The 26,738-nt window shown below is 51.0% G+C and carries 18 protein-coding genes; 11 read left to right on the top strand and 7 right to left on the bottom strand.

All coding sequences use genetic code 11. The annotated features are described in order from the left end of the window. The first annotated feature begins 412 nt into the window (after positions 1-412). The 7 genes from E0E47_RS05545 to E0E47_RS05515 are packed head-to-tail and all read left to right on the top strand — an operon-like array spanning position 413 to position 12,947. A complete protein-coding gene (locus E0E47_RS05545) occupies positions 413-1,612 on the top strand; it encodes a BF3164 family lipoprotein (protein WP_130893152.1) in 1,200 nt (399 codons plus the stop codon). Continuing rightward, positions 1,609-2,196: a hypothetical protein gene (locus tag E0E47_RS05540; protein ID WP_130893151.1), complete on the top strand. Its 588-nt coding sequence runs from the start codon at positions 1,609-1,611 to the stop codon at positions 2,194-2,196. Before E0E47_RS05545 ends, E0E47_RS05540 begins: the two co-directional genes overlap by 4 nt. A 53-nt stretch (positions 2,197-2,249) precedes the next feature. Continuing rightward, positions 2,250-3,989: an O-antigen ligase family protein gene (locus tag E0E47_RS05535; protein WP_130893150.1), complete on the top strand. Its 1,740-nt coding sequence runs from the start codon at positions 2,250-2,252 to the stop codon at positions 3,987-3,989. Between the two features lie 22 nt (positions 3,990-4,011). Beyond that, the gene (locus tag E0E47_RS05530) at positions 4,012-5,490 is read left to right on the top strand and encodes a TolC family protein (RefSeq protein WP_232038344.1); all 1,479 of its coding nucleotides are present in this window, start codon (positions 4,012-4,014) and stop codon (positions 5,488-5,490) included. Between the two features lie 12 nt (positions 5,491-5,502). After that, complete coding sequence (locus tag E0E47_RS05525) at positions 5,503-6,612, top strand: efflux RND transporter periplasmic adaptor subunit (protein ID WP_130893148.1); 1,110 nt, start codon at positions 5,503-5,505, stop codon at positions 6,610-6,612. A 15-nt stretch (positions 6,613-6,627) separates the two neighbouring features. Next, positions 6,628-9,684 carry an efflux RND transporter permease subunit gene (locus E0E47_RS05520; protein ID WP_130893147.1) on the top strand — a complete coding sequence of 1,019 codons (3,057 nt, stop codon included), beginning with the start codon at positions 6,628-6,630 and terminating at the stop codon, positions 9,682-9,684. 5 nt (positions 9,685-9,689) lie between these two features. Next, positions 9,690-12,947, top strand: a complete 3,258-nt coding sequence (locus E0E47_RS05515; protein ID WP_130893146.1) for an efflux RND transporter permease subunit — start codon at positions 9,690-9,692, stop codon at positions 12,945-12,947. Here the strand turns inward: E0E47_RS05515 and E0E47_RS05510 are convergent. Continuing rightward, positions 12,874-16,932 carry a hybrid sensor histidine kinase/response regulator transcription factor gene (locus tag E0E47_RS05510; RefSeq protein WP_130893145.1) on the bottom strand — a complete coding sequence of 1,353 codons (4,059 nt, stop codon included), beginning with the start codon at positions 16,930-16,932 and terminating at the stop codon, positions 12,874-12,876. The two genes, E0E47_RS05515 and E0E47_RS05510, sit on opposite strands and share 74 nt — an antisense overlap. Before the next feature lie 242 nt (positions 16,933-17,174). On the opposite strand from E0E47_RS05510, the gene E0E47_RS05505 reads away from it, so the two are divergent. Then, positions 17,175-17,681 (top strand): sigma-70 family RNA polymerase sigma factor, encoded by a 507-nt coding sequence (locus E0E47_RS05505; protein ID WP_232038343.1) that lies wholly within the window; start codon positions 17,175-17,177, stop codon positions 17,679-17,681. 107 nt (positions 17,682-17,788) lie between these two features. Here the strand turns inward: E0E47_RS05505 and mltG are convergent, their stop codons facing one another. Further along, positions 17,789-18,814 (bottom strand): endolytic transglycosylase MltG, encoded by a 1,026-nt coding sequence (gene mltG / locus E0E47_RS05500; protein ID WP_130893144.1) that lies wholly within the window; start codon positions 18,812-18,814, stop codon positions 17,789-17,791. A 121-nt stretch (positions 18,815-18,935) separates the two neighbouring features. Here mltG and E0E47_RS05495 point away from each other — a divergent pair, with 121 nt between their 5' ends. Together E0E47_RS05495 and E0E47_RS05490 are read left to right on the top strand one after the other, a co-directional pair. Further along, positions 18,936-20,477: an alpha-N-arabinofuranosidase gene (locus E0E47_RS05495; RefSeq protein WP_172604758.1), complete on the top strand. Its 1,542-nt coding sequence runs from the start codon at positions 18,936-18,938 to the stop codon at positions 20,475-20,477. Positions 20,478-20,559: 82 nt separating this feature from the next. Then, positions 20,560-21,075, top strand: a complete 516-nt coding sequence (locus E0E47_RS05490) for a very short patch repair endonuclease (RefSeq protein WP_040603163.1) — start codon at positions 20,560-20,562, stop codon at positions 21,073-21,075. Positions 21,076-21,105: 30 nt separating this feature from the next. On the opposite strand, the gene E0E47_RS05485 is transcribed toward E0E47_RS05490, so the two are convergent. From E0E47_RS05485 to E0E47_RS05465, 5 genes are all read right to left on the bottom strand, one after another. Next, the gene (locus tag E0E47_RS05485; protein WP_232038342.1) at positions 21,106-21,267 is read right to left on the bottom strand and encodes a hypothetical protein; all 162 of its coding nucleotides are present in this window, start codon (positions 21,265-21,267) and stop codon (positions 21,106-21,108) included. Further along, positions 21,260-21,811 carry a DUF3990 domain-containing protein gene (locus E0E47_RS05480; RefSeq protein ID WP_232038341.1) on the bottom strand — a complete coding sequence of 184 codons (552 nt, stop codon included), beginning with the start codon at positions 21,809-21,811 and terminating at the stop codon, positions 21,260-21,262. The genes E0E47_RS05485 and E0E47_RS05480 overlap by 8 nt, the downstream gene beginning before the upstream one ends. After that, positions 21,808-22,032 (bottom strand): DUF3791 domain-containing protein, encoded by a 225-nt coding sequence (locus E0E47_RS05475; RefSeq protein ID WP_130893142.1) that lies wholly within the window; start codon positions 22,030-22,032, stop codon positions 21,808-21,810. The genes E0E47_RS05480 and E0E47_RS05475 overlap by 4 nt, the downstream gene beginning before the upstream one ends. A gap of 898 nt (positions 22,033-22,930) precedes the next feature. Continuing rightward, on the bottom strand, positions 22,931-23,494 hold the full coding sequence (locus E0E47_RS05470; protein ID WP_008629572.1) for a flavin reductase family protein: 564 nt from the start codon (positions 23,492-23,494) through the stop codon (positions 22,931-22,933). Then, the gene (locus E0E47_RS05465; protein ID WP_130893141.1) at positions 23,491-24,009 is read right to left on the bottom strand and encodes an O-acetyl-ADP-ribose deacetylase; all 519 of its coding nucleotides are present in this window, start codon (positions 24,007-24,009) and stop codon (positions 23,491-23,493) included. Before E0E47_RS05465 ends, E0E47_RS05470 begins: the two co-directional genes overlap by 4 nt. 349 nt (positions 24,010-24,358) lie before the next feature. Here E0E47_RS05465 and E0E47_RS05460 point away from each other — a divergent pair, with 349 nt between their 5' ends. Continuing rightward, positions 24,359-26,599, top strand: a complete 2,241-nt coding sequence (locus E0E47_RS05460; RefSeq protein ID WP_130893140.1) for a glycoside hydrolase family 95 protein — start codon at positions 24,359-24,361, stop codon at positions 26,597-26,599. The last annotated feature ends 139 nt before the right edge of the window (positions 26,600-26,738 follow it).

Genomic DNA, 26,738 nt, shown 5'->3' with positions numbered 1-26,738 from the left:
TCGCGCCCTTGGTGGGCGCGGTGGTGTTGGGCTTGTCAGCCTACACCGGGTATCGCACTTATGATGCGTACCATGGAGTGAGTGAAAGTGATTTGTTGTTGGAAAATGCAGAAGTGTTGGCACAAAATGAAGGGCCAAGACCTCCTGGAATCTTTGATTTCATTAACAATTATGAAGTCGCAGAGAAAATACCGGTAACGACTTCTGAATGTAATAGTGGGTCTATGTATTACAAAGGAGTTCGTATAACACTGTCGAATTGTAAGAACTATTCTTACGTAATATACCATTGGTGTTATGATGGTGGAAATCGGAATGAATGTACGAGTAGTCATGTGCAATCTTATTTGTAAATAATGTGTAATCCAAGAGGGGCGATATTATCGACCCTCTTAGTAACCCTTTTGTTTTTATGAAAACGATTTTATCTGTTTTATTAGTGATGGCATTTGTTTCTTGTTCAAAAAAAGATAGGTTCGCTGGAGATATAGAGAAGTGGGAACTTGATGCCAAGACGGATAGTACAATTACTATCAATATGAAAGAACACATGGTTGCCCAAAAAAATCTAAGTGAAATAATTTGCGATGTGAGTTATTTGGAGTTAGAAGCTACGGATGGCTCTTATTTGACAATCCCTGTTAATATCAAGCTTACGGATAGTTTGATATATGTATTGGATTTGGATGAACATTTGCGCTGTTTTAACCGTAATGGAAAATTCCTTCGTAACGGTTATAAAAAAGGCCGGGGACAAGGTGAGGTTATAAGTCTGTATGATTTTGATGTGGATAAAGACTATTTGTATTTGTTGGATGGGGCAAAATCCGCTATTTTAAGATACACCCATGATGGGCATTTCGTTGATTTATGTCAATTGCCTTTTAGAGCCATCCGCTTTAAACAGATGCATAATGGATGGTATCTGTTTGCGCTTGCTCCTTTTACCATGACGGACAAAGAAGAAAATTATAGTATAGTACTTACAGACAGTAGCTTTGTTGTGAAGAAGAAATATTTTTCGTCTTTGGGGATAGAAAAATCTATTCCTGTCGCGAGAACTCCTTATTTTGAGAATAGTGCAAATTCTGTTTATTTTGCTCCGATATATCAAAGAAGCATTTATCAGTTAAGAGATTCCATATTGTTTATGAAATACTATTTGAATTTCGGCACACCTTATTTTGAGCCTAGTAGGAACGTGAATGGGGAACAGGAAGCCCAAGAGAAAGGGATATTGTATACTTACGGGAATCCTATTCATGCCAATGATTATCTGATTCAGAACTTTTATACCTCAAGAGAGGTTAAAGGTTTGTTCTTGTATGATATTCAAAAGGATGAATCCTTGTTTATAAAAGAAGTTATAAATGACATGGATAATGTTATCCGTTTTAATTTTGATCTTACGAAGTTTTATGATGTCCATCAAAATTTGTTTGTAGGCTTGACTGATGTTTATTTCAAGGGCTCTCATACGGAAGAAGAAATAAAAGAGGGAACATCCCATTTGTCGGACGATGCCAAGTCTGTATTAGTTAGAAATGAGGGTGAAGAGGGAATAAATCCAATTTTAATGTTTTATCGGCTTAGAAAGGATATAATAAAATGAGTGTGGTAAAGTTTGGAATAAACATTATATTTCTTCTTTTAGCCTGTGTGGTAGGAACATCGTGTAATGATGCTGAAAGAATCAAGAGGGAAATCAGAAGGATGCAGGAGCAAGAGACTCATTTGCATTTGTCAGAAATGGATTTGTATACAATGGAAGACAATGAAAAGGAGGTGCTTTATTCTTTTGAGAGGTGTCCAATGAAGTTGGTTGTTTATGTGGATTCAACTTCTTGTTCTTCCTGCCTTATTAAAAATATGTACCATTGGTACGATGTTATTGATGAAGTAGAAAGGCGTTATCATGGGAAGTTGAAAACTGTTTTTATTTTTAATCCGATTAAGAAACAGTTAAGGATGTTTGAGTATGCCTATCGGAATAGTGCATTTGGCTATCCTATATTTGTAGATACGACAAATGTTTTTAGAAGGATGAATACTCATATTTCTAATAGTAAAGAGTATCATATATTCCTATTGAACGAGGAAAATCGGGTGGTCCTAGTGGGGTGTCCGTTGACAAATCCTGAGGTGAAGGAGATGCTATTTGATTGGGTCGACCAAAGTTTGGAGGCGAAACGGTAGTTTCTTGTTTTTAGAGCGAAACACAAAGCTTTTCATATGAAACCTGACGAATAATGAATAAGGAACAATATACATATATAATAAGGTATGGCGTGGCGGCTATAGCCGTGGCGGCGTTGTGTGCCCCTGTCGTGTGGCAGACGGAGGCGATGCCTTCCGTGTCGGACGTTTGGGGCTATCGGGCGGTGGCGGCTTTGGCCGTCTTGGTCTTGACGGCCGTATGCTTGGGACGGCGGTTGCCGCGCCTGCATTGGGCGGACGGCGTGGCCTTGTTTTGGTGGGTCTGCGTTTCGCTGAATTATGTGTTCGTGTCGCCCTATCCGGCTGCGGAGGTCTATGGCAAGGCCATGGCCTTGGGAGTGGCTTACGTAGCCTTGCGGTTGGTTATCCCTTACTGCGGAAGGGCTTTTACCCGGCTTTGGTGGGTCGGACTGTGTGCGGCAGGCGGCTATGAGCTTTGGACGGGCTTCATGCAGTTGGTGGGGCGGGAGGCATCCCGGCATCATCTGTTCGACGTGACGGGCACGTTTTTCAATCCCGGCCCGTATGCCATATTCGTGGCCGTGGTGTGGGCCGTGTCCGTAGCCTGGTGGTACAGGCATGGAGAGGCCTTTGCCGGGCGAGGCCGGTGGAGCCGGGTGGGGGCTTGGAGCGTGGCGGCAGTGGCGGTTTTTTGCTTTCCCGTATTGGTCGCCACGTGGAGCCGTGCGGCCTGGGTGGCTGTGGCGGTGGCTGCGGCCTGCCTGCTGTGGAAGAAGCATCGGCGATGGGTGCTTGGGGGAATGGGCGTGGCCGCGTGTGCAGGCGTGGCGGCTTACTTCCTGAAACAAGGGTCGGCAGACGGACGCCTGCTAATGACGATGGTGGCCGGACAAGCTTGGGCCGGGGAATGGCTTTGCGGGCACGGGCTTGGCGGCTATGCGCAGGCCTACGGTGCGGCGCAGGAGGCTTTCTTCGCAGCGCACCCCGGTTCACCGCTATCGGTGGTGGCCGGTAGTCCGGAGTATGCCTTCAACGGTGTGTTGGGTGTAGGCGTGGAACAGGGCGTGTTGGGGGCCGTACCGGCCTTGGTGTTGGGATTGTGGAGCTTGGCGGTGCTGTGCAAGCGTGGTGAGGTCTCAGCCTACGGTTGGTTGGTCTTGTTGGTCTCTTCCCTGTTTTCTTATCCTTTCGCCTTGTGGCCGTTTCTGTCGTTGGCCGTGGCGTGGGTCTCCTGGGCGGTGTCGCTCGAAGCCGGAACGGCGGAAGTGCGGTGGTGGAAGAGGACGGTCGTATGGCCTGTGGTGGCCGTGGGCGGTTGGTGCGTGTGGAACCTGTCGGTCGATACGGCCCGGCGCGTGGAGGCTTACGGGGAGTTCCGCCGCGTGCGTGGCATCCAGGATGTGGCATTTTTGGAAGATTACCGTAAAAAGTATGAGGATTTGAAAGCTTATCCGGATTTTTTGTTTACCTTTGGTACTGCGTTGCGGGAGGCCGGGTGTTACAACGAGAGTAATGCGGTGCTGCGCCAAGGCACAAGGGTAAGTTGCGACCCCGTGTTTTACACGCTGATGGGGAACAACTACCGGGATTTGGGGGCTATGGCAGAGGCCGAATCGGCTTACCGGAAAGCTTTCGTGATGTTGCCGGGTCGCATGTATCCGCTCTACCGGTTGATGAAGCTTTATGAAGCAGACGGACAAATGCAAAAGGCTGAGGAGGTAGCCCGGAAAATCATTGCTTTCAGGCCGAAGGTGGATTCCCCGGCGGTGCGGGAGATGAAAAACGAAGCGAAGAAGTTAACAAAAAGATAATAGGTATACCATGAAAAGCGGAATGGGAAAATATTTGCGTGGTGCTTTGTGGTGCTTGTGGGTGGCTGTCGTGCCGGTAGGGGCGCAACAGGTGCGTAAACTGTCGTTGACGGAAGCCATTGAAATAGCCAAACGGGATTCGTATGCGGCGCAGGTGGCCCGCTACAGTTTCTTAGGACAGTATTGGAACTACCGTTCTTACCGGGCGGAACTGCTGCCCTCGTTGAACCTTTCGGGCGGGGTGATGAACTTCGACCGTTCCATCGTGGAGGCCCGCGACCCGGACACGGGGCGTATCTCTTACGTGGACAACAACTCGCTTTCGAACGACCTGACTTTGTCCGTGGACCAGAACATCCCGTTTTTGGGCGGTACGTTGTCATTGCAGTCGTCACTGTCGCGGTTGGACCAGTTCAACTACGATTCGCAGACGTATAACACGGTGCCCCTTATCCTGAACTACACGCAGCCCATCCGGGCTTACAATGCCCTGAAGTGGCGGAAGAAGACGGCACCGCTGCAATACGAGAATGCGCAGAGGGCTTATCTGGAAACGATGCAGGACATCACTATCAACGTGACGAACCTGTTCTTTACGGTGCTTTCGGCGCAGGAAAATTACCGCCAGAGCGTGGCGGACTATGAGGACCGGAAACATCTTTTCGAGATTGCCAAGAAGAGGCTGGACTTGGGGACGACCACAAAAAGCGAGGTGCTGCAGATGGAACTTTCGTTGCTGAACGCCAAGATGAGCGTGAACAGCACGAGCCTCACGCTGAGAACCCAACTGTTCAGCCTGTTTTCTTATTTGCGCATTGTGGATTACGAAGACGTAGAACTGCTGCCGCCTTATTACATGCCGGACATCGAGATGAACGCCGAACAGGTGCTCGACAAGGCATGGACGGGATCGTCGCATTCGATCGAACAACAGTTGAACCTGTTGGAGTCGCAGCGGGCATTGGCCGAGGCGAAGGCCAACAGGGGGTTGCAGGTGGAGTTCCGCGGGCGGCTCGGCCTGAGCCAGTCGGCGAATGAGTTGCCTGCCGCTTACCGTCGCCTGAAAGACTACGAGACGGTGGGGCTTACGATGACCATCCCGATATACGACTGGGGCATGGGCCGGGGAAAGGTGCGCATGGCCAAGACGGACGTGGAAATCACCAAGACCCAGATAGAGCAGGCTAACATAGAATTTGCGCACGACGTGCGGACGAAGGTGCTGCAGTTCAACAACCAAGCCGAACAGTGCAAGACTTCACTCCGTGCGCAGGACATTGCCGCCGAACGTTACGACATCATGAAGAAGCGGTTCGAGAACGGGTCGGTGACGGTGACGGAGCTGAACACGGCGCAAGAGGAGTTTGAAAGCGCACAGCACCAGTACATCAGCCAATTGCAACAGTTCTGGACGGACTATTACGGCATACAGAAGTTGACGCTGTACGATTTTATCCGCAAGGAGAACATCGGGGTGAATTTTAATGATTTGGTAAATTAACGACAGACAGATATGAAACGGATTACGGGAATAAGCCTCGTGGTGTGGGCCGTCTGGGGAGTCGTGTGCGGCTGCAAGGAAACGGACGGACAAGACGAAGAAAAGGAACAGGCCATGGAGGGCGCGGTGCAGAAACTGAACGAGAATTATGTGGATACGATGATGTTGCACAAGGTGGTATTCAACAAGCAAATCAAATGCAACGGCAAGTTGAGGGCGGCGGCCAAAAGCGAACTGGCCATGCCGGCTACCGGGCTGTTGCATGCCATCCATGTGAAGAACGGCTCTTTGGTGAAGAAGGGCGCGTTGCTGGCTTCGGTGGACGACCGTGAAGCCCGGCGGGAACTGGCCAAGGCCGAACAGGAGATGGAGAAGGCGGAAGTGGAACTGGTGGACAAACTTATCGGACAGGGATATGACGAGACGATGGCCGGGGTGCCGGAAGCGATTCTCAAGAGGGCCAAAGTGACTTCGGGCTATACGTCGGCGGAATATGCCTTGCAGACGGCCCGGCTCAATCTGGAGCGGTGCAACCTCTATGCTCCTTTCGCAGGGCGCGTGGCCGACATGGACTGCAAACTTTACCAACAGCCGAAGGAGAAGTTCTGCACGTTGATAGACGACACTTGGTTCGACGTGGAGTTCTGCATCTTGGAGGCCGAATTGCAGTCGGTGAGCATCGGGCAGAAGGTCGTCGTGTCTCCTTTCGTGGACGAAAACGAGGAGTTCACGGGGAAGGTGACGGAGGTAAATCCGTCCATCGACGAGAAGGGGCAGGTGAAGATACGCGCAAGAATCAGGAACCGGGGCAATGTGTTGATGGAGGGGATGAACGTGAAGGTCGTCATCGAGAAGGAAGTGCCGGACATGTTTGTCGTACCCAAGGATGCGGTGGTGATGCGTGACGGTTTCCATGTGCTCTTCCGCTTGGAGGAAGGACACGCCGTGTGGACTTACGTGGATGTGGTGTATTCCAATATTAGCCAATATGCCGTGACAGGCAATGCGCGGAAGGAGACGAAGATAGAGGACGGCGATGTGGTAATCACGTCGGGCAACCTGAACCTGGCCGACGGGACGGAGGTCATCCCGCGCGAGAGGAAAGAAAAGAAGATGGACTAAGGAAAGGAAGCCGCCATGATTGTACGCAATTTGATTCACCGGCCCATTGCCGTGACGATGTGCCTGATCGCATTGATCGCTATCGGGTGTATCTCTTTCAAATATATACCGGTGTCGCTGATGCCGGACATCGACATTCCGCAGATTACGGTGCAGGTGTCTTATCCCGGAGCGTCGGTGCACGAGGTGGATGCCGAAGTGGTGGCTCCGTTGCGCAGCCAGTTGATGCAGGTGGCCGGACTGAAGGACATCCACAGTGAATCGAGGATGGACGCGGGTTCCATCTTCATGGAGTTCGAACCGGGAAGCAATATCGACTTGATATTCATCGAGGTGAACGAGAAGATAGACCGGGCAATGAACCGTATGCCGAAGGAGTTGGAACGTCCCAAGGTGGTCAAGGCCAGTGCCATGGACATCCCGGCCTTTTATCTGGACTTGTCGTTGAAAAACGAGGGGGTAGGAAAAGACGGCAGTTTGCCGAAGGCCGGTATGAAGTTTACCCAACTGGGCGAATTTGCACGGAACATCGTGAGCAAGCGCATCGAACAGTTGCCGCAGACGGCCATGGTGGATATATCCGGTACGACGGGAGCGGAAATCATTTGTATTCCGGACGAAGCGAAACTTTTGTCGATGGGATTGGATATGGAAACCTTGTCCAAGGCCATCCAGTCGAACAATATCACGCTCGGGGCGCTTTCCGTCGTGGACGGGTTGTACCGTTACAACATCCATTTCGATTCGCAGTTGCTGAACCGGGAGGACATAGAGAATGTGTATATCAACCACGAAGGCCGCCTGGTGCAGTTGAAAGATTTGTGCCGTGTGGAAGAAAAGCTGGCATCGCGGGTAGGACTGGTGCGCCACGACGGGAAGAATGCCGTGACGATGGCCGTCATCAAACAGAACGACGCGCAGATGGAAGATTTGCAGAAGAGCATCGAGGGGTTGGTGGAAGACCTGAGAAAGGAATATCCGGATATCAGTTTCGACCTTACGCGTGACCAAACCCGGCTGCTGACGTATTCCATAGACAATTTGGGACAGAACCTGTACGTAGGGGCGGTGTTGGCCTGTCTGGTGCTTTTCCTTTTCATGAAAGACTGGCGGTTGCCGCTGCTGATTATCATCACCATCCCCTTGACGCTGATTGTGACGCTGCTCAGCTTCCATTTGTTGGGCATCTCCTTGAACATCATTTCCCTGTCGGGGCTGATTCTCGGTGTGGGAATGATTGTGGACAACTCCATCATTGTCATTGACAACGTGATGCAGCGTTGGCGGCAGGGGATGCCGCTTGCGGATGCCCTCGTGAAAGGGACGAACGAGGTGTTCACCCCGATGTTGAGTTCGGTGCTGACCACCTGCTCGGTGTTTGTCCCGTTGATTTTTCTGAGCGGCATTGCCGGTGCCTTGTTTTACGACCAGGCGATGGGGGTTACGATAGCCTTGTTCGCTTCGCTTTTCGTGGCGGTGTTGGTCATTCCGGTGTATTTCATGGTGTTGTACCGGAAAAGAAAAACATGTCCGGAAGGAGAGGTGCTCGACCGTAAGTTTCATTTTAATTTTTATACTCCTTACGAATGTGGTGTCAAGTGGGTCTTGCGGAATCCGGTGAAGAGCGTGACGGCTTTTTGCCTGGCAATCCCGGCCATTTTCTTTATCTATAAAGGGTTGGAGAAAGAACGTCTTCCTTATATGGAACATAACGATGCGTTGATGAAAATAGACTGGAACGCGGGTATCTCGGTGGAGGAGAACGATGTCCGTGTGGGGGATGTGTTGAAGCAGGTGGACGGATTGGTGCAGACCTCTACGGCGATGGTCGGCGTGCAGGATTTCGTGCTGTCCCATACCGAAGACCTTACCACGTCCGAAGCCGTGGTCTACTTTCAGGCTGAGGATGGGGAAACCTTGCGGCAGGCGCAGGAGAAGATGAGGAACTACATGGCGGAACGCTATCCGCATGGCACGGTGGAGTTCGGCGTATCCGGCAATATTTTCGATTTGATATTCTCCAATGACGATGCGGACTTGGAGATACGTTTGCAGCGTCAGGGTGGAGGCCGTCCGGATGTGCACGAGGCCCGGGCTTTTCTGGACACTTTGTCGCGCCGTTTCCCCGAGGTCGCGGTACAGCCGGTCGTTTCCGAACGCAATATACAATACGTGGCTGACACGGAGCAGATGGCGGTGTACCATGTGTCGTATGCCGGCTTGCAGGCCCGGTTGCGGATGTTGGTGAGCCAAAATGAGGTGTATGCCATCAATGAGGGCGCCCGTTCGTTGCCCGTCATTATCGGTGAACGCGGTATGGACAGCCGTAGGTTGTTGCAGTACACCGTGCGCAACGACGAGGGAGTGGACATACCTTTGAGCTACCTGATACGGGAAACGCAGGGCGAGGACTTCAAACGGCTGTATTCCGGAAACGGTGGGGATTATTATCCCGTGAAGATTGCGGCGAACGACCGTACGGTGGAGAGCATCGTGGATTTCACGGAACGGTTCGTGAAGGCCGACTCGCGCTATTCGGCATCGTTTACGGGCAATTATTATTCTAGCCGGGAGATGATAGGCGAACTGGTGCTGGTGTTGAGCGTGGCTGTGGCATTGCTGTATTTCATCTTGGCCGCGCAGTTCGAAAGCATCGTGCAACCGTTGGTCATCCTGTCGGAAATCGTGATTGATGTATTCTGGGTGTTCCTCGTCCTGTGGCTGTTGGGCGAGTCGCTGAATATCATGTCCATGATTGGTATCGTGGTGATGAGCGGTATCATTATCAACGACTCTATCCTGAAAGTGGATACGATGAACCGGTTGAGGCGGGAGGGGATGCCCCTCGTTACGGCTATCTGGCGCGGCGGGCACAGCCGCTTGCGACCCATTGTCATGACTTCGCTCACGACCATTCTGGCCATCCTTCCTTTCCTGAGCCGGGGCGATATGGGTTCCGCCTTGCAATACCCGTTGTCGTTGACCCTGATTGTCGGCATGGTGGCCGGTACGTTGGTCAGCCTGTTCTTCATACCGTTGGTGTATTACCTTATATATAGGAAAAGGGGATAAGGCTTATGCAAGAGAAAACTCACATATTGGATCGCGTATCGTCGTTCAGCCTGTTGCTCACGATGGTTATCCTGATGATTATCGGGGCAGCCCTGATTCCTTTGGTAGACGTAGGTTCTTCCCCCAAGCCGCGTCAGGGCAAGACGCTGACGATAAGCTATGGATGGAGGAATGCTTCGCCCAAGGTGGTGGAGCAGGAGGTGACGTCGAAGATAGAAGGACTGGTCTCGGCGGTGAAGGGCGTGGCCGAAGTCTCGTCGGAGTCTTATTTCGGTTCGGGACGGGTTACGGTCGTGCTGAAGAAAGAAGCCGATGTGTCCGCCGTGAAGTTCGAGATTTCGTCGCTCTTGAAGCAGGTGCGGAAGAAATTGCCCGAAGAGGTTTCTTATCCGGAACTGACGGGCGGGGAAGTGGTAAATGACGAAGGTGCCCCGAAAGAAAACACGGCGAGCCATTTGCTGACTTATCAGGTGAACTCCAACCTGACCGGTGAGCAAATCAAGGAATATGTGAAGGAAAACGTGGAGCCGGTGGTGAGAGCCTGGGAAGAAGTGGTGTGGGTGGACGTGACCGGAGGCACTTCCAAATATATGGAAATCACTTACGACCCGCTCATAGTGGCCAATTACGGCCTTACGGTGGCTGATGTGGAGGACGGTATCAAAAGTTTTATCGGGAAGTCGGATATCGTGGGCGATGTGATGTACAGGGATGAAGACGGGGAGCAAAGCCGTGTCACGCTTTACTTGAAGACCTTGAGGTTTTCCCGTCAGATAGGCGAGATGCCCCTGAAGACGGTGAACGGGAAGATTATCTATCTGAACGACTTGGCCACCTTTGAATACCGTGACCGCTTGCCTGGCAGTTATTACCGTGTAAACGGGCTGAACACCGTCTACATGAACATTTTTGTGGATGCCGATGCCAACGAGATAGAGTTGTCGCGCCAGTTGCGTGCGAAAATAGAGGAATTGAAACCCCGGTTGCGTGACGGCATGTATCTGACGCTGACGCATGATGCGGCAAAGGATAAGCAGTCGGAATTGGAAAAGCTGATTACGCGCACATTGATGTCTTTGGCTATCCTGTTGGTATTCGTCTGGTTGGTACGCCGCAACTGGAAGTATCTGTCGATTATCGCCATCACGTTGGCTGCCAATATCCTGATAGCCGTCATGGCTTATTATGTGTTCGACATGCGCCTGCACACTTTCTCGTTGGCCGGCATCACGGTGTCGTTGGGACTGATTATCGACGCGGCCATCGTGATGGTGGACCATTACAGTTACTACCACAACCGGAAGGCGTTCCTGGCCATACTGGCCGCCTTGCTCACCACGATAGGGTCGTTGGTGGTGGTGTTCTTCATGCCGGAGTATATCCAACGCGATTTGTACGATTTCTCTTGGATTATCATCATCAACCTGACGGTGGCGCTTGTCGTGGCCCTGTTCTTCGTGCCGGCTTTGGTCAAACAGTTCCATTACAGCAGCCGCATGCCGATAAAACGGGTGGGGCGTTCCAAACGAGTGATGGCTTGGACGCGGTTTTACCGCAAGTACATCGCTTTCACGCAGAAACGCAAGTGGATATATTATATCCTGTTGGTACTGGCTTTCGGTATACCGTTCCATGCCCTTCCGGACCGGTGGGACAAGGAGAAGGTATATTACCAAAACGAGGAGGAAGAAGAATCACCTTGGTATGAGAAGGCGTATAATGCCACGTTCGGCACCCGTTTTTTCCAGACCGAGCTGAAAGAACCGCTCTCCAAGGTGTTCGGAGGGACCATGCGTCTCTTTGCGCAGTCGTTGGACGAGAACACGTATGCCAAGGAGGAAGAGGAGATGAAGCTCCACATCCGTGCCCAAATGCCTTTGGGCGGAAGCGTGCACGAATTGAACGAGAAGGTGCAGATTCTGGAAAATTTCTTGGTCGGGTTCAAGGAAATCAAACGGTTCGAGAGCCGCGTGGAATGGTGGGGGGCCAACCTGACCGTGGAATTCAAGGATGAATACCGCGACACGTCTTTCCCTTATGTCTTGGAGAGCAAGGTCATCGGCAAGGTCATTTCCATCGGAGGGGCAGACTGGAGCACTTACGGCGTGAGCGAGCGGGGGTTCAGCAATTCGCTGAACCTGCAGTACCGGTCGAACCGGATTGAGATTGCAGGATACAATTATAATGCCTTGTACCGGTATGCGGAGGACATTTGTGCCCGTTTGAAACAGAACCACCGCGTGATGGACATCATCATCGAGACGCCGGGGCATGAACGGCAGGAAGATGAACTGTACATGGTCTATACACCGCAAAACTTTGCCTTGTACGGACAGACGGCGGCGGCCATGCACGGCACGTTGCGCGAGTTGCTTTCGGGAGTGGACGTGGGGCGTTACGAGGACGAGTTTATCCGGACCGACATCTACCTGCGTTCGTTGCAATCCGACCGTTTCAATGTGTGGGATTTGGAACATACCCATGTCAAGACGTCCGAAGGAGACGTGTGGCTTCCGCCTTTCATGGACATGAACCTGCGGGAGGCCAAGAACTGCATTCCCAAAAAGAACCAGGAGTATGTGTTGCGTGTGGCTTTCAACGTGTTGGGTTCGTACAACTACACGGCCAAATACATAGAGGAAGTGACGGATGAGTTCAACGACCGTTTTCCGGTGGGGTACCGTTGCCTGAACAACACGCCGAACTGGTACCAGGACGAAGGCACGCAGTATTGGCTGATATTGGTCATCGTGCTGATTATCTACTTCATGTGTTCCATCCTTTTCGAGTCGTTCCGGTTGCCTTTCGTCATCATCACTTTGATTCCGGTGTCCTTCATTGGCACGTTCCTGACATTCTACTTTTCCGGAGTGAAGTTCGGGACGGGCGGTTTTGCCTCGTTGGTCCTGCTGAGCGGACTGGTGGTGAATGCGGGTATTTACATCATCAACGAGTATAACAACCAAGTGGCGGCCTGCAAGGCGCAGGCGTTGCCCCGTGTGAATTTGTATGTCAAGGCTTACAACCACAAGATTATTCCGGTGTTCCTGACCACGCTTTCCACCGTTCTGGGGTTGGTGCCGTTCTTGATAGACGGGCAGGAGGAAGCTTTCTGGTTCTCTTTCGCCATCGGAACGTCGGGCGGCCTGCTGTTTTCCATCTTGGCCCTGATATTCGTCATGCCTATTTTTATGCCTTTGAAGAAGGCTGCTTCCGGTGTCGCACGGCATACGCGGACGGCGTCATGCCGAACATCTCTTTGAAGTAGGAGGAGAAGTAGCGCGGGGTGTTGAAACCTACCATCCATGAAATTTCCTGTACGGAGTATTGGCCGCTTTCCAACAACTGGGCGGCGCGTTTCAACCGGATGGAACGCATGAAATCCGTGGGTGTCTGCCCCACTATGGCTTGCATCTTCCGGTAGAGCGAGGAGCGTTCTATTCCCATGTCGGCACTGAGGGCTTCCACGTTGTATCCGGTGTTGTCCATGTTCTTTTCGATACATTCCAAAGCTTTTTGTATCAGTTTCTCGTCCAAGTTGGTAATCGTGATTTCCTTGGGGTTGATGTGCGTGCCTTTACGGAACGAAGCCAACCGTCGCTCGCGTTGTTCAAGAAGTTGGCGAATGCGGCTGTGTAACACGTCGATGTCGAATGGTTTGGCGATAAACGAGTCGGCACCGGCTTCGTATGCCCCGCTCCGGCTTTCGGAAGAGTTTTTAGCCGTGAGCAGGATGAGCGGGATGTGGCAGCATTGCACATCGTCCTTGACCGCACGGCAGAAAGCGTAGCCGTCCATGTGCGGCATCATCACGTCGCTGATGATGAGATCGGGGCCATATTCCCGTGCCATGGCCAGTCCTTCCTGCCCGTCGGCGGCGGTGAGCACGGTGAATTCTTGTCGGAGAAGGTCTTTCATGAACGTGCGGAATTGCTCGTTGTCTTCGGCCACCAAGACGGTGACTTTGTTTCCTTCGGGCACAGGGGATTCGGATGCTTTCTCTGTGTCGGGAAGCTTGCTTTTGATGGCGACTTGGGAATCGGAGGAGGAAGTTTGCGGTGGTTGGGCAGGCAGCAGCAGCGTGAAGCGCGTGCCTTTTCCCGGTGTGCTTTCCACCGTGATTTCTCCTTTGTGCAAGTCCATATAACCTTTGACCAGGTGCAGTCCGATACCGCTGCCGGTATTCATGGGATGGCTTTGTGTGCCTTCGCTTTGGTAGAAACGCACGAAGATGTTTTTCAAGTCTTCCGCCGGGATGCCTATGCCGGTGTCGCTGACGGTGATGCAGATGCCGTTGGGGCCTTCGCCTGCCGGGGAACTTTCCTGCCAACCCGCTTGTACGGTGATGAAACCGCCTTCGGGGGTGAACTTCATGGCGTTGGAAAGCAGGTTGTTCAGCACGCGTGTCATCTTTTCGGCATCCAGACGGAACAGGTCTTCCTGCCCGAAAGCACACTCGCAGGACAATCCGATGTGCCGTTCGTAAGCGAGTTGGCAGAAATGGTTCACGTTGTCTTCGATGAACGGTTTGATTTGCACGGTCAACAGTTTTAGTTGTTCGCCTTTCTGTTCCAGGCGGCGGAAATCGAGCAATTGGTTGACAAGCCGGAGCAAGTCACGTGCGTTGCCGAGTATCTTTTCCAAGTCGTTTTTGAGGGAAGAATCACCGGCTTTGCGGATGAGCAGCTCGAGCGGAGTAATGATGAGTGTGAGCGGAGTGCGAAGTTCGTGGCTAATGTTGGTGAAGAAGCGGAATTTAAGTTCGTCGAGATGCTGTTCCTTCTGCCGTTTCAGGTTTTCTTGTTCTGCCATCATGCGCGAACGCTTGTCGGCGATGTACAGTTCGATGATGTAGTAGAGGAGTGTCAATGCGGCGATAAGGTAAATGGCGTAAGCCCACCAAGTCTTCCACAAAGGTGGCTCTACTGTGATTTGCCATTCGGCGGTTGTTCCCCACGACGTGCTTCCCATGGCGGCTTGTACCTGGAGCGTATACGTTCCGGGCGTGAGGGAGGTGTAGATGGCCGTGCAGACGCCTGTCGGTTCCGAACTCAGGTTCCATGTTTTGTCCACTCCTTCCAACCGGTAACGGTAATGTGTATGTTGGGGCGCGTCGTAATTTAGGGCAGAGAATTTCATCTCGATGAAGTTCTCGTTGTACTTCAGGTGCAGGTGGCGGGTGTAGGACAGCCCTTCCGGAAGCAGTTGGCGGTTGTGGAACGTTCCTTCGTTGTTGATGGGGTGGTTCATGACGCGCAGGCTGACGAGTGTCGGTCTCAGACTTTCGTGTCCGTAGTCCGTGGCCTGAGGGGGAATGTCGGTGATGCCGTTCAGTCCACCCACATATACATGACCGTCCGGCATGGCGGTGATGGACTGTTCCATCATTTCCCCATATTGCACGCCGTCTTTTCCGTCTAACCGTGCGATGGAAAAGGTGCCGTCTGCATTCCGGTTTATTCTCCCGATTCCGTTTGAAGTCGAAACCCACAGGTCTCCCTTGGCATCGGCGGCAATGCCTTGTATGCAGTTGTTCGGCAGGCCGTTTTCCGTGCTGAGCCGCAGGGTTTCCTTCGTGCGGAAGTCATGGCATATCAATCCGTTCTGCGTACCTATCCAGACGGATCTTCCTTCGGCGTATGCGCAGTTGTATTTCGTGCTGTATCTTTCCCAAGGGACTATCCAAGCCAGGCGTTGCAGTTTCCTTCGGGCAATCTCATATCCGAAGAGTCCGTTTTGTCCGCCGATGATGAGTTGGCCGGGTTTTATTTCTATGGCAAAGCTCATGGCACGGCTGCGGTTCAGTTCCGGAAAATCTTCATTGAGGCGCAGGGCTTGTCCTTTTTTCGGCTGACAGAGATACAGGTCTTTCAAATCCATACAAACCAAAATGCAGCCATCGGAAAGGGGAAGACTGAAACGGACCGTTTCGGACGGGATTCCCGGAAGCAGCGTCTGGTCTGCCCGCTCAACCCTATTGCCCTGTATTTTGTATAGTCCTTGCCGGGTGCTGCACCAGAATGCACCGTCCCGGTCTCTTTTGATATCTGTACAAAAGAGGTGTCCGAATCCGGAGTGGAATGCCTGGTAGTTTTTGCGGGCCGTGTCGAACAGGTAGATGCCTCCCATCGTGCCGACTAGCAAGTACCGGCCGTCGTACGGACACAGGCTGCGAATCATCCGTCCTTCCTCGTGCGCCACCTCCTCGTTGATATAGTATTCCATATATTTTCCGGGAGGGACGGCCCGCAAGATTCCGGAACTGCTCAATCCTAACCATAGTCCTTGCCGGTCGTCGACGAGGACTGACATGATGAAGTCCGTTACGGTTTCGTTTCCGGTCAGTTCCAGGCGATGGGTTTCTTGTAGCAGTTCAAAACGCGGGGAAAGTTTGATGAGCGTTTGGTTGCCACCTAACCAAAAACAGCCGTCTTTGCATTTTTTAATATCATTAATAGCTCTGCCTTTAAGTATTTCTTTCCACTCGCGCGTATATATATTATAGAGGTACAAGTATCCTTCCGTATGGCTGACGGAGATAAGCAGGTGCTCCTTGTCGGCTTGCAGCCAGGCCGTACGGAAGTATTCGGAGGGAGAGGGAGTGGCCACGGTTGAATCTTCGCCCACGATGCGTCTGCTTTTCTCTTCCCAAACTAGCATCCTGCCGGTGTTCAGGAATATCAGGTGAAAGGGGCCTGCCTGCATGACTTCTTTGACACGAATGCCTCGGGATTTTTCTTCGGCTCGTGGTTCGTAAACCTGTTCGGCCGGGTTTTTCCAGTCATACCGATAGAGTTTTCCGCTTTCGGTGATTATCCAAGCGTTCCGGTCGTGGTCAAGAATGAAGTCATTGAAAACTTCGGTCAGACGGGCTGCCTCGAAGCGTTCTTTGATATCGTGGCAGAAACGTCCGGTACGGGTATTGATGAGATAGAGACGGTAAAAGTCTTTGGCCCACAGCAGCCCGTTGCCACCGTCATAGCTTGTGCATATATTGTGCATTCCCAAGGGGACAGTGTAGGTCAAGTCGCAGACGAGCGGCTCGAAACTGTTGCCGTTGTACACATTGAACATGCCCTCGGTGCAGACCAATATCTTGCCGTCTTCCATTTGTGTAAGGAAGCGTACCTGATTATTGAAAAGTCCGTTTCCGGTATCCAACAGCCTGAATCTTTCCGTTGAGGAAGATGACCGGTATGGCAGGGACAGCAGAGAGGTGGTTATGATAAGGAACCAGAAGTTTTTCATCTTTTGACATTAGGTTGGAAACAGGAAGCAAAGATAATAAAATGGAAGAAAAGAAAAACGGTTTTGGCCAGATTTGTGTTTCGGGAATATCGGGTTTATGTATAAAATGTTGTTTTTATATGCATGATATGTTGTAACTGGTGTTTTGCAACGCTTGGCACAGTGTTTTGCGACGCTTTATGCAGTAGTGTTTTGCACACACCCGTTACATTTGCGAAGTCCTAATGAAAAACCGTGAGAACATGGAAGAAAGATTTGACTTTGCAGATTTTTATGAGTGCCACTATCGGCAGGCTCTGCGATATGCTTCGATGTATGTCTTTAATAATGAAGACGCACGTGACATCGTAAGCGACGTTTTGCTGCGTTTCTTGGAACAAAAGGGAAAGCTGAACCGCGAAAGGAATATAGTCGGTCTGTTTTTCTCTATGATTCATAACAAGTGTATGGATTATCTTCGCCGCAGGTCGCGCTTCAAACAAATAGAAAACAAGTTGAAGCAGACGGCAGACCGTTTTTCGGATAGTGAGTTCGAGGCGTTGTGCCATAAGGAACTATTTCGTATCATCGGTGAGACATTATCCAACATGCCGGCTTTGCAGCAGGAGGTGTTTCTGGATGTCCACATGGAAGGGCAGACTTACCTCGAAGTGGCAGAGGCCAGGAATATCACTAAACGCGTGGTGGAATATCAGTTGCGTAAGGCCGAAAGGGCTGTCGGTTGCAGTTTACAGCGGATGTACGGTTAGAATGGATTCTTTTAATAGGTTTTTTCATATATTATTTAAGTTAATAATTAAAGGGAACTGGGCAGTGATGCCCGGTTCCCTTTGTTTATGTTTCGGATTTTGTTTTGTTATTTGATACCTCTTTGGTTGAGGGCTTTCGAGTATTTGGCAGCGTTAGCCAGATGTTCGCGGTAGGTGCGTGCAAAGTTGTGTGTACCGGAAAAGTCCTCTTTGGCGCACATATACAGGTAGTCGTGCTTGACATGGTTCAATACGGCATCGATACCGACGATGGAAGGGATACGGATGGGGCCGGGAGGCAAGCCGATGTTCCGGTAAGTGTTGTAGGGGCTTTCTACGTTCAGGTGGTTATGGTAAATTCTTCGGAGGGAGAAATCGCGCAGGGCAAACTTGACCGTCGGGTCGGCTTGCAGGGGCATGCCGGTACGCAGTCGGTTGATATACATGCCGGCTACCATGGGTTTTTCGGCATTGTTGGCCGTTTCTTCGTCCACAATGGAGGCCAGGGTGACGACCTCGTTCGGTGTCAATCCGGCTGCTTCCGCCCGGCGAAGCCTTTCTTCGTTCCAGAATGTGGTGTTTTCTTTCTGCATGCGTTTCATGAAATCCTCCAGACTTGTATTCCAATATACTTCATACGTGTTGGGGATGAACAGACAAGCAATCGTCGCGGTGCCATAACCGTACTGACGGCAGAAGGCGGAGTCTGCAAAGTGTTGCGCCACGACGGCAGAGTCCATCATGAGTTTTTTTCCTAATGCGCCGGCCAGACGCTCCATCGTCCGTACGTTGGGAATAGTCAACCGGACGGGTGTCTGGCGTCCCTGTTTCAGTCGGCGGAATACGCTGAACATGTTATCTTCCGGTTCCACGGCGTAGCATCCGCTTTTCACGGTGTAGCCGCTTAGTGCGGATAGCACGGGGAAACCGGAAGAGATGCCCGGACGGGCTGTGTTTTTGATTTTGACCCGTACGGAATCCGGTGTATCGTCTGTATCTATATAAAGGTATACAGTGTTTTCGATGCCGAATGTGGCATGGAAGAATGTCAGGTGAGTCCATAGTCCCAACAAGACCACGATGATGCCGGCAGCTGGAATTCCCCATTTTTTGAATGCTTCTTTCTTTTCCATGATGAAATTCTGTTTCTTAATCGTGCAAAGTTAACCAAAAAAGGAAGGGTTTTCAAAAAAGATATGTATATTTGCAACGATTTAATCTCATTTTAATATCATGAAGGTAAGAAAGCTAATGATGAGTGCGGCCCTGATGGCCGTTTTGCCGCTTGCGGCGCAGAAAGATTCACAAGTCCGATTGTTTCCCGATCAGGCCAAACAATCCATTCCCAAAGAAATCTACGGTCAGTTTGCCGAACACCTCGGAACGTGTATTTACGGTGGATTATGGGTGGGCGAGAATTCAACTATTCCCAATACGGGCGGTTACCGGAACGATGTGCTTCAGGCCTTGAAGGACCTGAAGATACCCGTGTTGCGTTGGCCGGGAGGTTGTTTTGCCGATGAATATCATTGGATGGACGGTATCGGCCCCAAAGAGAATCGTCCGCGTATGGTGAACAACAACTGGGGTGGCACCGTGGAGGACAACAGTTTCGGTACGCATGAATTCCTGAACTTGTGCGAGCTGTTGGAGTGCGAGCCGTATGTGTCCATGAATGTGGGGAGCGGCACGGTGCAGGAGACGGCGCAGTGGGTGGAATACATGACGGCCGAGGACGGCCCGATGGCCAAGTTGCGCAAGCAGAACGGTCGCGAGAAGCCGTGGCGTGTGAAATACATCGGTGTGGGCAATGAAAGTTGGGGATGCGGCGGTAACATGCGTCCGGAATATTATGCCGACCTGTATCGCCGCTACCAGACTTATTGTCGTAACTATAACGGAAACCGTTTGTTCAAGATAGCTAGCGGGTCGGGGGAATATGATTTGCATTGGACGGAAACGATGATGAAGCAGGCGCGTAACCAGATGGACGGCCTTTCGCTCCATTATTATACCGTGGCCGGATGGTCGGGTAGTAAAGGTTCGGCTACGGACTTCACTCCGGAAGATTATTATTGGACGATGGGCAAGTGCCTTGACATTGAGAACTGCATCAAGGAACATTCGGCCGTCATGGACAAGTATGACCCTAAAAAGCGCGTGGCTCTGATGGTGGACGAGTGGGGGACATGGTGGGATGAAGAACCCGGAACCGTCCGTGGGCATTTGTACCAACAGAATACGATGCGTGATGCTTTCGTGGCTGCCCTTTCGCTGAACGTGTTTCACAAGTACACCGACCGTATCAAGATGGCCAATATCGCGCAGATAGCCAATGTGTTGCAAAGCATGATTCTGACAAAGGACGACAAGATGGTGCTGACGCCTTCCTATTATGTATTCCAGATGTACAACGTGCATCAGGACGCTACTTACTTGCCGGTAGAGGTGCAGTGCGAGAACAAGCAAGTGCGTGCACGCATGGGGCAGGACGGCGAGCAGCGCACGCTGCCGATGCTCGGTGCCACGGCTTCCAAGGCGCAGGACGGTGCGGTGCATATTTCGCTGTCCAACGTGGATTTGGAGAACTCCAACGAAGTCACTGTCGATTTGTCCGACTTAGGCATGAAATCCGTTGCAGGACGCATATTGACCTGTAAGGCCATCACGGACAAGAACACCTTTGAGCAGCCCGACGTGGTGAAGCCTGCGGACTTCAAGGGGGCGAAACTGAAAAACGGAAAGTTGACTGTGAAGATGCCACCGATGAGTATTGTGGCGTTGGAGTTGTGGTAATTTATTTTGGATTTATTTCTATTCTCCTCGTATTCATCTGTCATGGTGGATGCGGGGAGATTTTGTGATAAAGTCAAACAGCATGGATATTTGGAGCAAGAAAAAGCGTTCTGCCGTCATGGCGAGGATACGGAGCCGGGATACGAAACCCGAGTGGATTGTCCGCCGTTACCTCTTCTCGCGCGGTTACCGTTACCGTAAGAACGTGAAGGGCTTGCCCGGCACGCCGGATATCGTGCTGCGCAAGTATGGCATTGTGATTTTCATACACGGGTGCTTTTGGCACGGGCACGAGGTGGACGGGCATCTGCCGCATTCCAATATCGACTTTTGGAGGAAGAAGATAGAGCGCAACAAGCAGCGTGACGCTCGTGACAAGGAAGCGTTGAAACAGATGGGTTGGCGAGTAATGACGGTTTGGGAGTGCCAGTTGAAACCGGCAGTGAGGAAGCAGACGTTGTTGGAAATAGAGTACCATATCAACCACACATTCTTGGAGCGGTTCGAACTGAAAACGCCAAGGCTTTATGATATGGGCGGGCATGAAGAAGCCTCTGGCATGGTAGCCGAAGGTGATGTGGAATATGGGAAGAAGTGATTTTTGACGACTTTGAAAATATTAATAAATTCATGCGATTTTGCCGGTTTCAATTTCTGATTTGAGGAATTGGAATATATAGACGGCACCTTGATAATATAAGCCGTACTCTGGCTCGTTGAGTTTGGCAAATGTGGTAGAGGAATACAATTCGTCAAGGGCGCGACGAATGTCCCAACCATATTCAGACATAAGCATTTCGGTCAGTTCTGCGGCAAGGCATTCTATCTGAAATTGTATATCTTGTGTCATAGCTCGATGTGTTTAGAATTTCTATGGTGCGGTGAGTGCCAAAAAAGTATTGAACAGCATGATTTCCCTTAAATTTCAGTTCCTCAACAAGTGCGGCTGCTGAAAGATAGCCCATCATGTAACGTCGTATCTGAACGCCAACTGTATCGTCAGCAATCGGGCCGATTACAATGTCGTATGAATGTGCTGGTATATCTGAGGCATTCTTGCGGTTCATCACCACAAATTCAGTCCATTCTTCTGAATAGTCTGTAAACACTTTGGTGTGAAGCCCCGCTTTGTCAGCCTTAGTCTCATCAAAATCAAAACACGACAATGTGGGCTGTCCTTCGTTCATAAAGCGTGCGGTGCGTATAGCCATTTCCATAGCTTGGTCGGGATTGGCGTTGAGATAGAAGCCTTGCCCGAAATCCTTGCCTCGTTTACTTCGGGAGAGGTCAATTTGTTCAATGGCCATGTTTGAGCCATGATAGAGTCTAATCATATCCGTCCCCCTTTCCGGCTACAGAGTTCTTGGAGGTCAGAGACCGCATCGTCAATGGATAGGGTGTGTTCGGCGGCATAGCAATCAAGAAGAAAATCTATGCCGGTAAAACGGCGCAGATAAGCGTAGGCTTGTGGGTTGGAGAGCTTAAACCGTTGAGCAAATGCCCCGACACATGCCACCACAAACTCAATTCTATCAAATCTTTCTTTCTTGTCCATAGAATGCTTTGATGTCTGGTACAAAGTTACGAATAAAACTCGAAAACACATCCTTTTTATTAAATTACTTGACTCTATTTTTTTACAAAAGGATGAACGATTTGTTCACTTTTCATATAGTACTTTGCAATACCCCTTCTGGATGTTTTACTTTAAACGTATTATACATGGTATTTACGCTTTCCGGTAAAGTGGCCGTTCAGCAGAAAGCAAACAACCAGACGGAAGAGATTACGCTCGAATGAGGTTTTTATATCGTCAAGGTCGGCAACGGCCCTTACAAGACAGTCGTGAAATAAGGTTTCCTACCCTTTGTGGAAGTTGACGAAAGGAAAGACCCTTGTGACGTCGTGTACGTCATGAGGGACTTTTTGGATAACAAAACGTCAAAAAACGAAGCGGATGGCTGCTGTGAAAAGCAGCGATTTGGACGTGCGGATATACAAAACGATGTATATTTATACGGCTTTTGGCATTTCTGATGCATAAAAACCGTATAAACCGGAATCGCTTTCAGCCAAGCAATTTTTCGTTTGGAGCAGTATGCAAAATTTTCTTCCGCATGAAAATCCTGGGTTCTCCTCATGTGGCCGGATTTTACGGAGCCGGGCGAAGACGGAACGTGCTTTAAGTATCCTTTTTTCGTCTGTTTGGTGGTTTTTGGTCTACGAAATTTTCATGCAGAAAGAAACCTGATGCTTGTTTTTGTTGACAGGAAGGAAAGAAATAACCTTGTATTGTGGTCTCCCGTGTGACATTGTGGAATGGAAGAAGCCTGCCGGGCTGTCATTATGCTAAAACACCGGCAGGCGAGAATCGTTTGTTTTCGTCGAAGCCCCGTTCCGTGTCCGAATAAAGCATTCTCGGAAGGGTGGGGCTGTCGATTTGACAACTTGCCCTATTTCAGTTTCTTGCCGTCGGAGAAGGCTTTTCCAACGGTCTGGCCGAGACCGGCGTAGTTGTGGTGGACGGGGTCGAAGACAATCAGCCCCATCTTCTCCATGTCCGGTTTGCCATCATTGGCGAGGTATTTTTCATCAGCAAGGATGTTCACGACCTCCGCGACGATGTAATATCCGGTGTCCGATTCATGTATTTTTTCTTTAATCCGGCACTCGAATGTCATCGGGAAGTCGGTGAAGACCGGGGCGTCGACGTTTTCCGACCGTACGGCCGTCCATCCCGTTTTTTCCATCTTTTGCGGGTTGTTCTTTGCGCTGACGATGCCCACGTAGTCGGCCGCCGTCATGGTGGCTTGGGTGGCAAAGGCCACTGTGAAGTCCCCTTGGCGGTTCAGGTTTTCGGTGGTGGCATGCTTGCCCATTGAAATCATGATTTCTTTCATGTCCCATTGTCCGCCCCAGGCCGCGTTCATGGCGTTGGGCCGTCCTTGTTCGTCGTAAGTGCCGATAATCAGCACGGGTTGTGGCAACAGCCACGGTTGAGGTTTAAAACTTTTCATGTTTCGTCTTCTTGCATGAGTTTGTTGTATATTTCTGCATCTTCTTCGCGGAAACAGCATAGCACGACTTCGCCTTTGTATGCCCCATTCTGGATGTGCTTCTTGATAGTATCCCAGGCTATTTTTGCGGCAGCCGCGTGCGGATAACCGTACACACCGGTGCTGATGCAAGGAAAGGCGATGCTTTTCAGGTGGTGGGCCTCGGCCATTTGCAAGGCGGTGGCGTAGCAGGATGCCAGCAACTCGGCTTCGTGGTGCCCTCCGCCGTGCCATACGGGTCCGACGGTATGGATGATTTTCTTGCAGGGTAGCCTGTACGCCCCGGTCATCTTGCTCTCACCGGTCCGGCAGCCGCCCAACGTGCGGCATTCTTCCAACAATTCTTTGCCCGCAGCGCGGTGTATGGCCCCGTCCACGCCCCCGCCTCCCAACAAGGAACAGTTCGCGGCGTTTACTATGGCATCCACTTGCAGTTGCGTGATGTCGCCCACGATTATTTTTATCCGGTCTTTCATGTTTCGTTACGTATGGTTTGTTGCAATGCTCCAAAAATAGTGAAAGGCAGGCGCAGAGGCAAACGGGAAACAAAGTTTCCCAGGTTGGGCTATGCCGTGCCGCATCCTATTTTCGTGAAAACAAAAATAGTCAAAATATCCGGGAAAGGAAGTATGTTTTTGGGAAAGATTGCAAAATATTTGCGATTGGATATTTTTTTGCATGAAGCATGGCTTAGGCGGTAGTGGAGGCCGTTTTATCGATATTCTCCTATTTTTTGACGGGTTTGTTCTACTGTGTGAAGCGTGGAATCGTTAATTTTGCACTTCATTACGTTAAATATAAGAACAAAAGAAAAGAAACACGAAAATGAGAGTGGGAAAATACTTTTTAGGTCTGGCCGCTTGTTTGTATGCAGCGGCGGCAGATGCGGAACGCGTACCGATGAAACTGTGGTATGACGAGCCGGCTAAAGTGTGGATGACATCGGCCTTGCCGGTCGGTAACGGGGGAATCGGGGCTATGTTCTTCGGGGGTGTGGCCAAGGAACGGTTGCAGTTCAACGACAAGACGTTGTGGGCCGGCAGTACGACCCGGCGTGGGGCATACCAGAACATGGGCGACTTGTTTTTCGAGTTCGATACGCCGGAAACTTGCACCAATTACCGTCGGGAACTTTCCTTGGACGATGCCATAGGACGTGTGTCTTATACGATTGACGGAGTGGACTACCTGCGCGAATATTTTGCCAGCAATCCGGACAGCGTGATTGTGGTGCGGCTGACGACGCCCGGACATAAAGGCAAACTGAACTTCTCCCTGCGGATGCAGGACGGACGGCAGGGGATGACCCGGGTGGACGGCCATACGATGACCATCAAAGGCACGTTGGATTTGTTGTCCTACGAGGCACAGGCTCGCTTGCAGGCCGACGGCGGCATGGTGGAGACGAAATCCGACCGGTTGGAGGTGAAAGGGGCGGATGCGGTGACGGTCGTGCTGACCGGTGCGACCAATTTCGACCTCGCTTCGCCGACGTACACGCTTGGAGATGCGGACGAGATACACCGACGGGTATCGGCTCGGATGGACAAGGCTGCGCGGAAGTCTTACAAGAAGTTGAAAGCAGCGCATCTGGCGGATTACCAACCTCTCTTTGCCCGTGTGGAGTTGGATTTGGATGCGGAGCAGCCGGACTATACGACGGACGTGCTCGTGCGTGAGCATAAAGACAATGCTTACCTTGACATGCTCTATTTCCAGTATGGGCGTTACCTCATGCTCGGCTCTTCGCGCGGAGGCCAGTTGCCCAGCAACCTGCAAGGGTTGTGGAACAACGTGAACAATCCTGCATGGGAGTGCGACTACCATAGCAATATCAACGTGCAGATGAATTATTGGCCTGCCGAAGTGGCCAACCTTTCGGAATGCTATGCCCCGTTCATCACCTACGTGTCTACCGAGGCTTTGAAGGACGGAGGCTCGTGGCAACAAGTGGCACGGAAAGAGAATTGTCGCGGATGGGCCGTACACACGCAGAACAATATCTTCGGTTATACGGACTGGTTGATTAACCGTCCGGCCAATGCCTGGTATTGCACTCACCTGTGGCAACATTATGCTTATACTTTAGATAAGGAATATTTGCGCGACACGGCCTGGCCCGTCATGAAGGTGACTTGCCAGTATTGGTTCGACCGCTTGAAGGAAAATACAGAAGGACGGTTGGTGGCTCCCAACGAATGGTCACCCGAACACGGGCCTTGGGAAGACGGCGTGGCCTACGCCCAACAGTTGGTGTACGCCTTGTTCGAGGAAACATTGGCTGCAGCCGGTGTGTTGGCTGTCGATGATGCTTTCGTATCGGAACTGAAAGAGAAATTCTCCCGTTTGGACAATGGCCTGCATGTCGGTTCATGGGGGCAAATCAAGGAATGGACCATACAGGAGGATAAACAAGGAGATCATCAGCGACACTTGTCTCATTTGATGGCCTTGTACCCCTGCGACCAGATTTCTTACCTGAAAGACAAACGTTATGCCGAGGCGGCCAAAGTGGCTTTGGATTCACGGGGCGACGGTGCCACGGGATGGAGCCGGGCTTGGAAAGTGGCTTGTTGGGCACGCTTGTGGGATGGCGAACGGGCTTACCGTTTGTTGAAACAGGCGCAAAATATTACGGACGTGACGGTGGTGAGCATGGACGACAATGCAGGAGGTGTGTATGAGAACCTGTTCTGTGCCCATCCTTCGTTCCAGATAGACGGAAATTTCGGAGCCACGGCCGGTATCGCCGAGATGATGTTGCAGAACACCGTGAAGGGCGTGCATCTGTTGCCTGCTTTGCCTTCGGCGTGGGATGACGGGCATTTCAAAGGTCTGAAGGCAAAAGGAGGTTTTGTTTTCGACGTGGCGTGGAAAGACGGGAAGATGGTGGAAGGCCGGGTGCATTCAGCTGCCGGACAGGAATGCCGGATGTACCTGCCGGATGCCAAACTTGTCGAGGTGAAGAAGTCGAAAGGCGGCAAGGTGGCTTTTACGCAGGAGGCCGATGGCGCAGTGGTATTTCCTACATCGGCCGGGAAGAGTTACCGTCTTCGTTTTGAATAAAGATATAGCCCTAAAAAACGTGCTACTCCGCCGCCTTTTCATGGAAAAAGGCGGCGGAGCTGCGTTTGTTCATTACTTTTTTTGAATACTTTATCGGAAAAAGATGCTTCTTTCTTTTATTTTCGTTACCTTTGTGCCT

The sequence above is a fragment of the Paraprevotella xylaniphila YIT 11841 genome (assembly GCF_900683745.1).
Lineage (GTDB): Bacteria > Bacteroidota > Bacteroidia > Bacteroidales > Bacteroidaceae > Paraprevotella > Paraprevotella xylaniphila.
This window is presented reverse-complemented; position numbering and strand designations above follow the sequence as displayed.

Coding starts and splice junctions, on each gene's coding strand:
- E0E47_RS05475 (WP_130893142.1), bottom strand. CDS start 22,032: ATGGACAAGAAAGAAAGATTTGATAGAATTGAGTTTGTGGTGGCATGT.
- E0E47_RS05490 (WP_040603163.1), top strand. CDS start 20,560: ATGGATATTTGGAGCAAGAAAAAGCGTTCTGCCGTCATGGCGAGGATA.
- E0E47_RS05535 (WP_130893150.1), top strand. CDS start 2,250: ATGAATAAGGAACAATATACATATATAATAAGGTATGGCGTGGCGGCT.
- E0E47_RS05515 (WP_130893146.1), top strand. CDS start 9,690: ATGCAAGAGAAAACTCACATATTGGATCGCGTATCGTCGTTCAGCCTG.
- E0E47_RS05485 (WP_232038342.1), bottom strand. CDS start 21,267: ATGTCTGAATATGGTTGGGACATTCGTCGCGCCCTTGACGAATTGTAT.
- E0E47_RS05465 (WP_130893141.1), bottom strand. CDS start 24,009: ATGAAAGACCGGATAAAAATAATCGTGGGCGACATCACGCAACTGCAA.
- E0E47_RS05460 (WP_130893140.1), top strand. CDS start 24,359: ATGAGAGTGGGAAAATACTTTTTAGGTCTGGCCGCTTGTTTGTATGCA.
- E0E47_RS05545 (WP_130893152.1), top strand. CDS start 413: ATGAAAACGATTTTATCTGTTTTATTAGTGATGGCATTTGTTTCTTGT.
- E0E47_RS05495 (WP_172604758.1), top strand. CDS start 18,936: ATGAGTGCGGCCCTGATGGCCGTTTTGCCGCTTGCGGCGCAGAAAGAT.
- E0E47_RS05480 (WP_232038341.1), bottom strand. CDS start 21,811: ATGATTAGACTCTATCATGGCTCAAACATGGCCATTGAACAAATTGAC.
- E0E47_RS05505 (WP_232038343.1), top strand. CDS start 17,175: ATGGAAGAAAGATTTGACTTTGCAGATTTTTATGAGTGCCACTATCGG.
- E0E47_RS05525 (WP_130893148.1), top strand. CDS start 5,503: ATGAAACGGATTACGGGAATAAGCCTCGTGGTGTGGGCCGTCTGGGGA.
- E0E47_RS05540 (WP_130893151.1), top strand. CDS start 1,609: ATGAGTGTGGTAAAGTTTGGAATAAACATTATATTTCTTCTTTTAGCC.
- mltG (WP_130893144.1), bottom strand. CDS start 18,814: ATGGAAAAGAAAGAAGCATTCAAAAAATGGGGAATTCCAGCTGCCGGC.
- E0E47_RS05470 (WP_008629572.1), bottom strand. CDS start 23,494: ATGAAAAGTTTTAAACCTCAACCGTGGCTGTTGCCACAACCCGTGCTG.
- E0E47_RS05520 (WP_130893147.1), top strand. CDS start 6,628: ATGATTGTACGCAATTTGATTCACCGGCCCATTGCCGTGACGATGTGC.
- E0E47_RS05530 (WP_232038344.1), top strand. CDS start 4,012: ATGGGAAAATATTTGCGTGGTGCTTTGTGGTGCTTGTGGGTGGCTGTC.
- E0E47_RS05510 (WP_130893145.1), bottom strand. CDS start 16,932: ATGAAAAACTTCTGGTTCCTTATCATAACCACCTCTCTGCTGTCCCTG.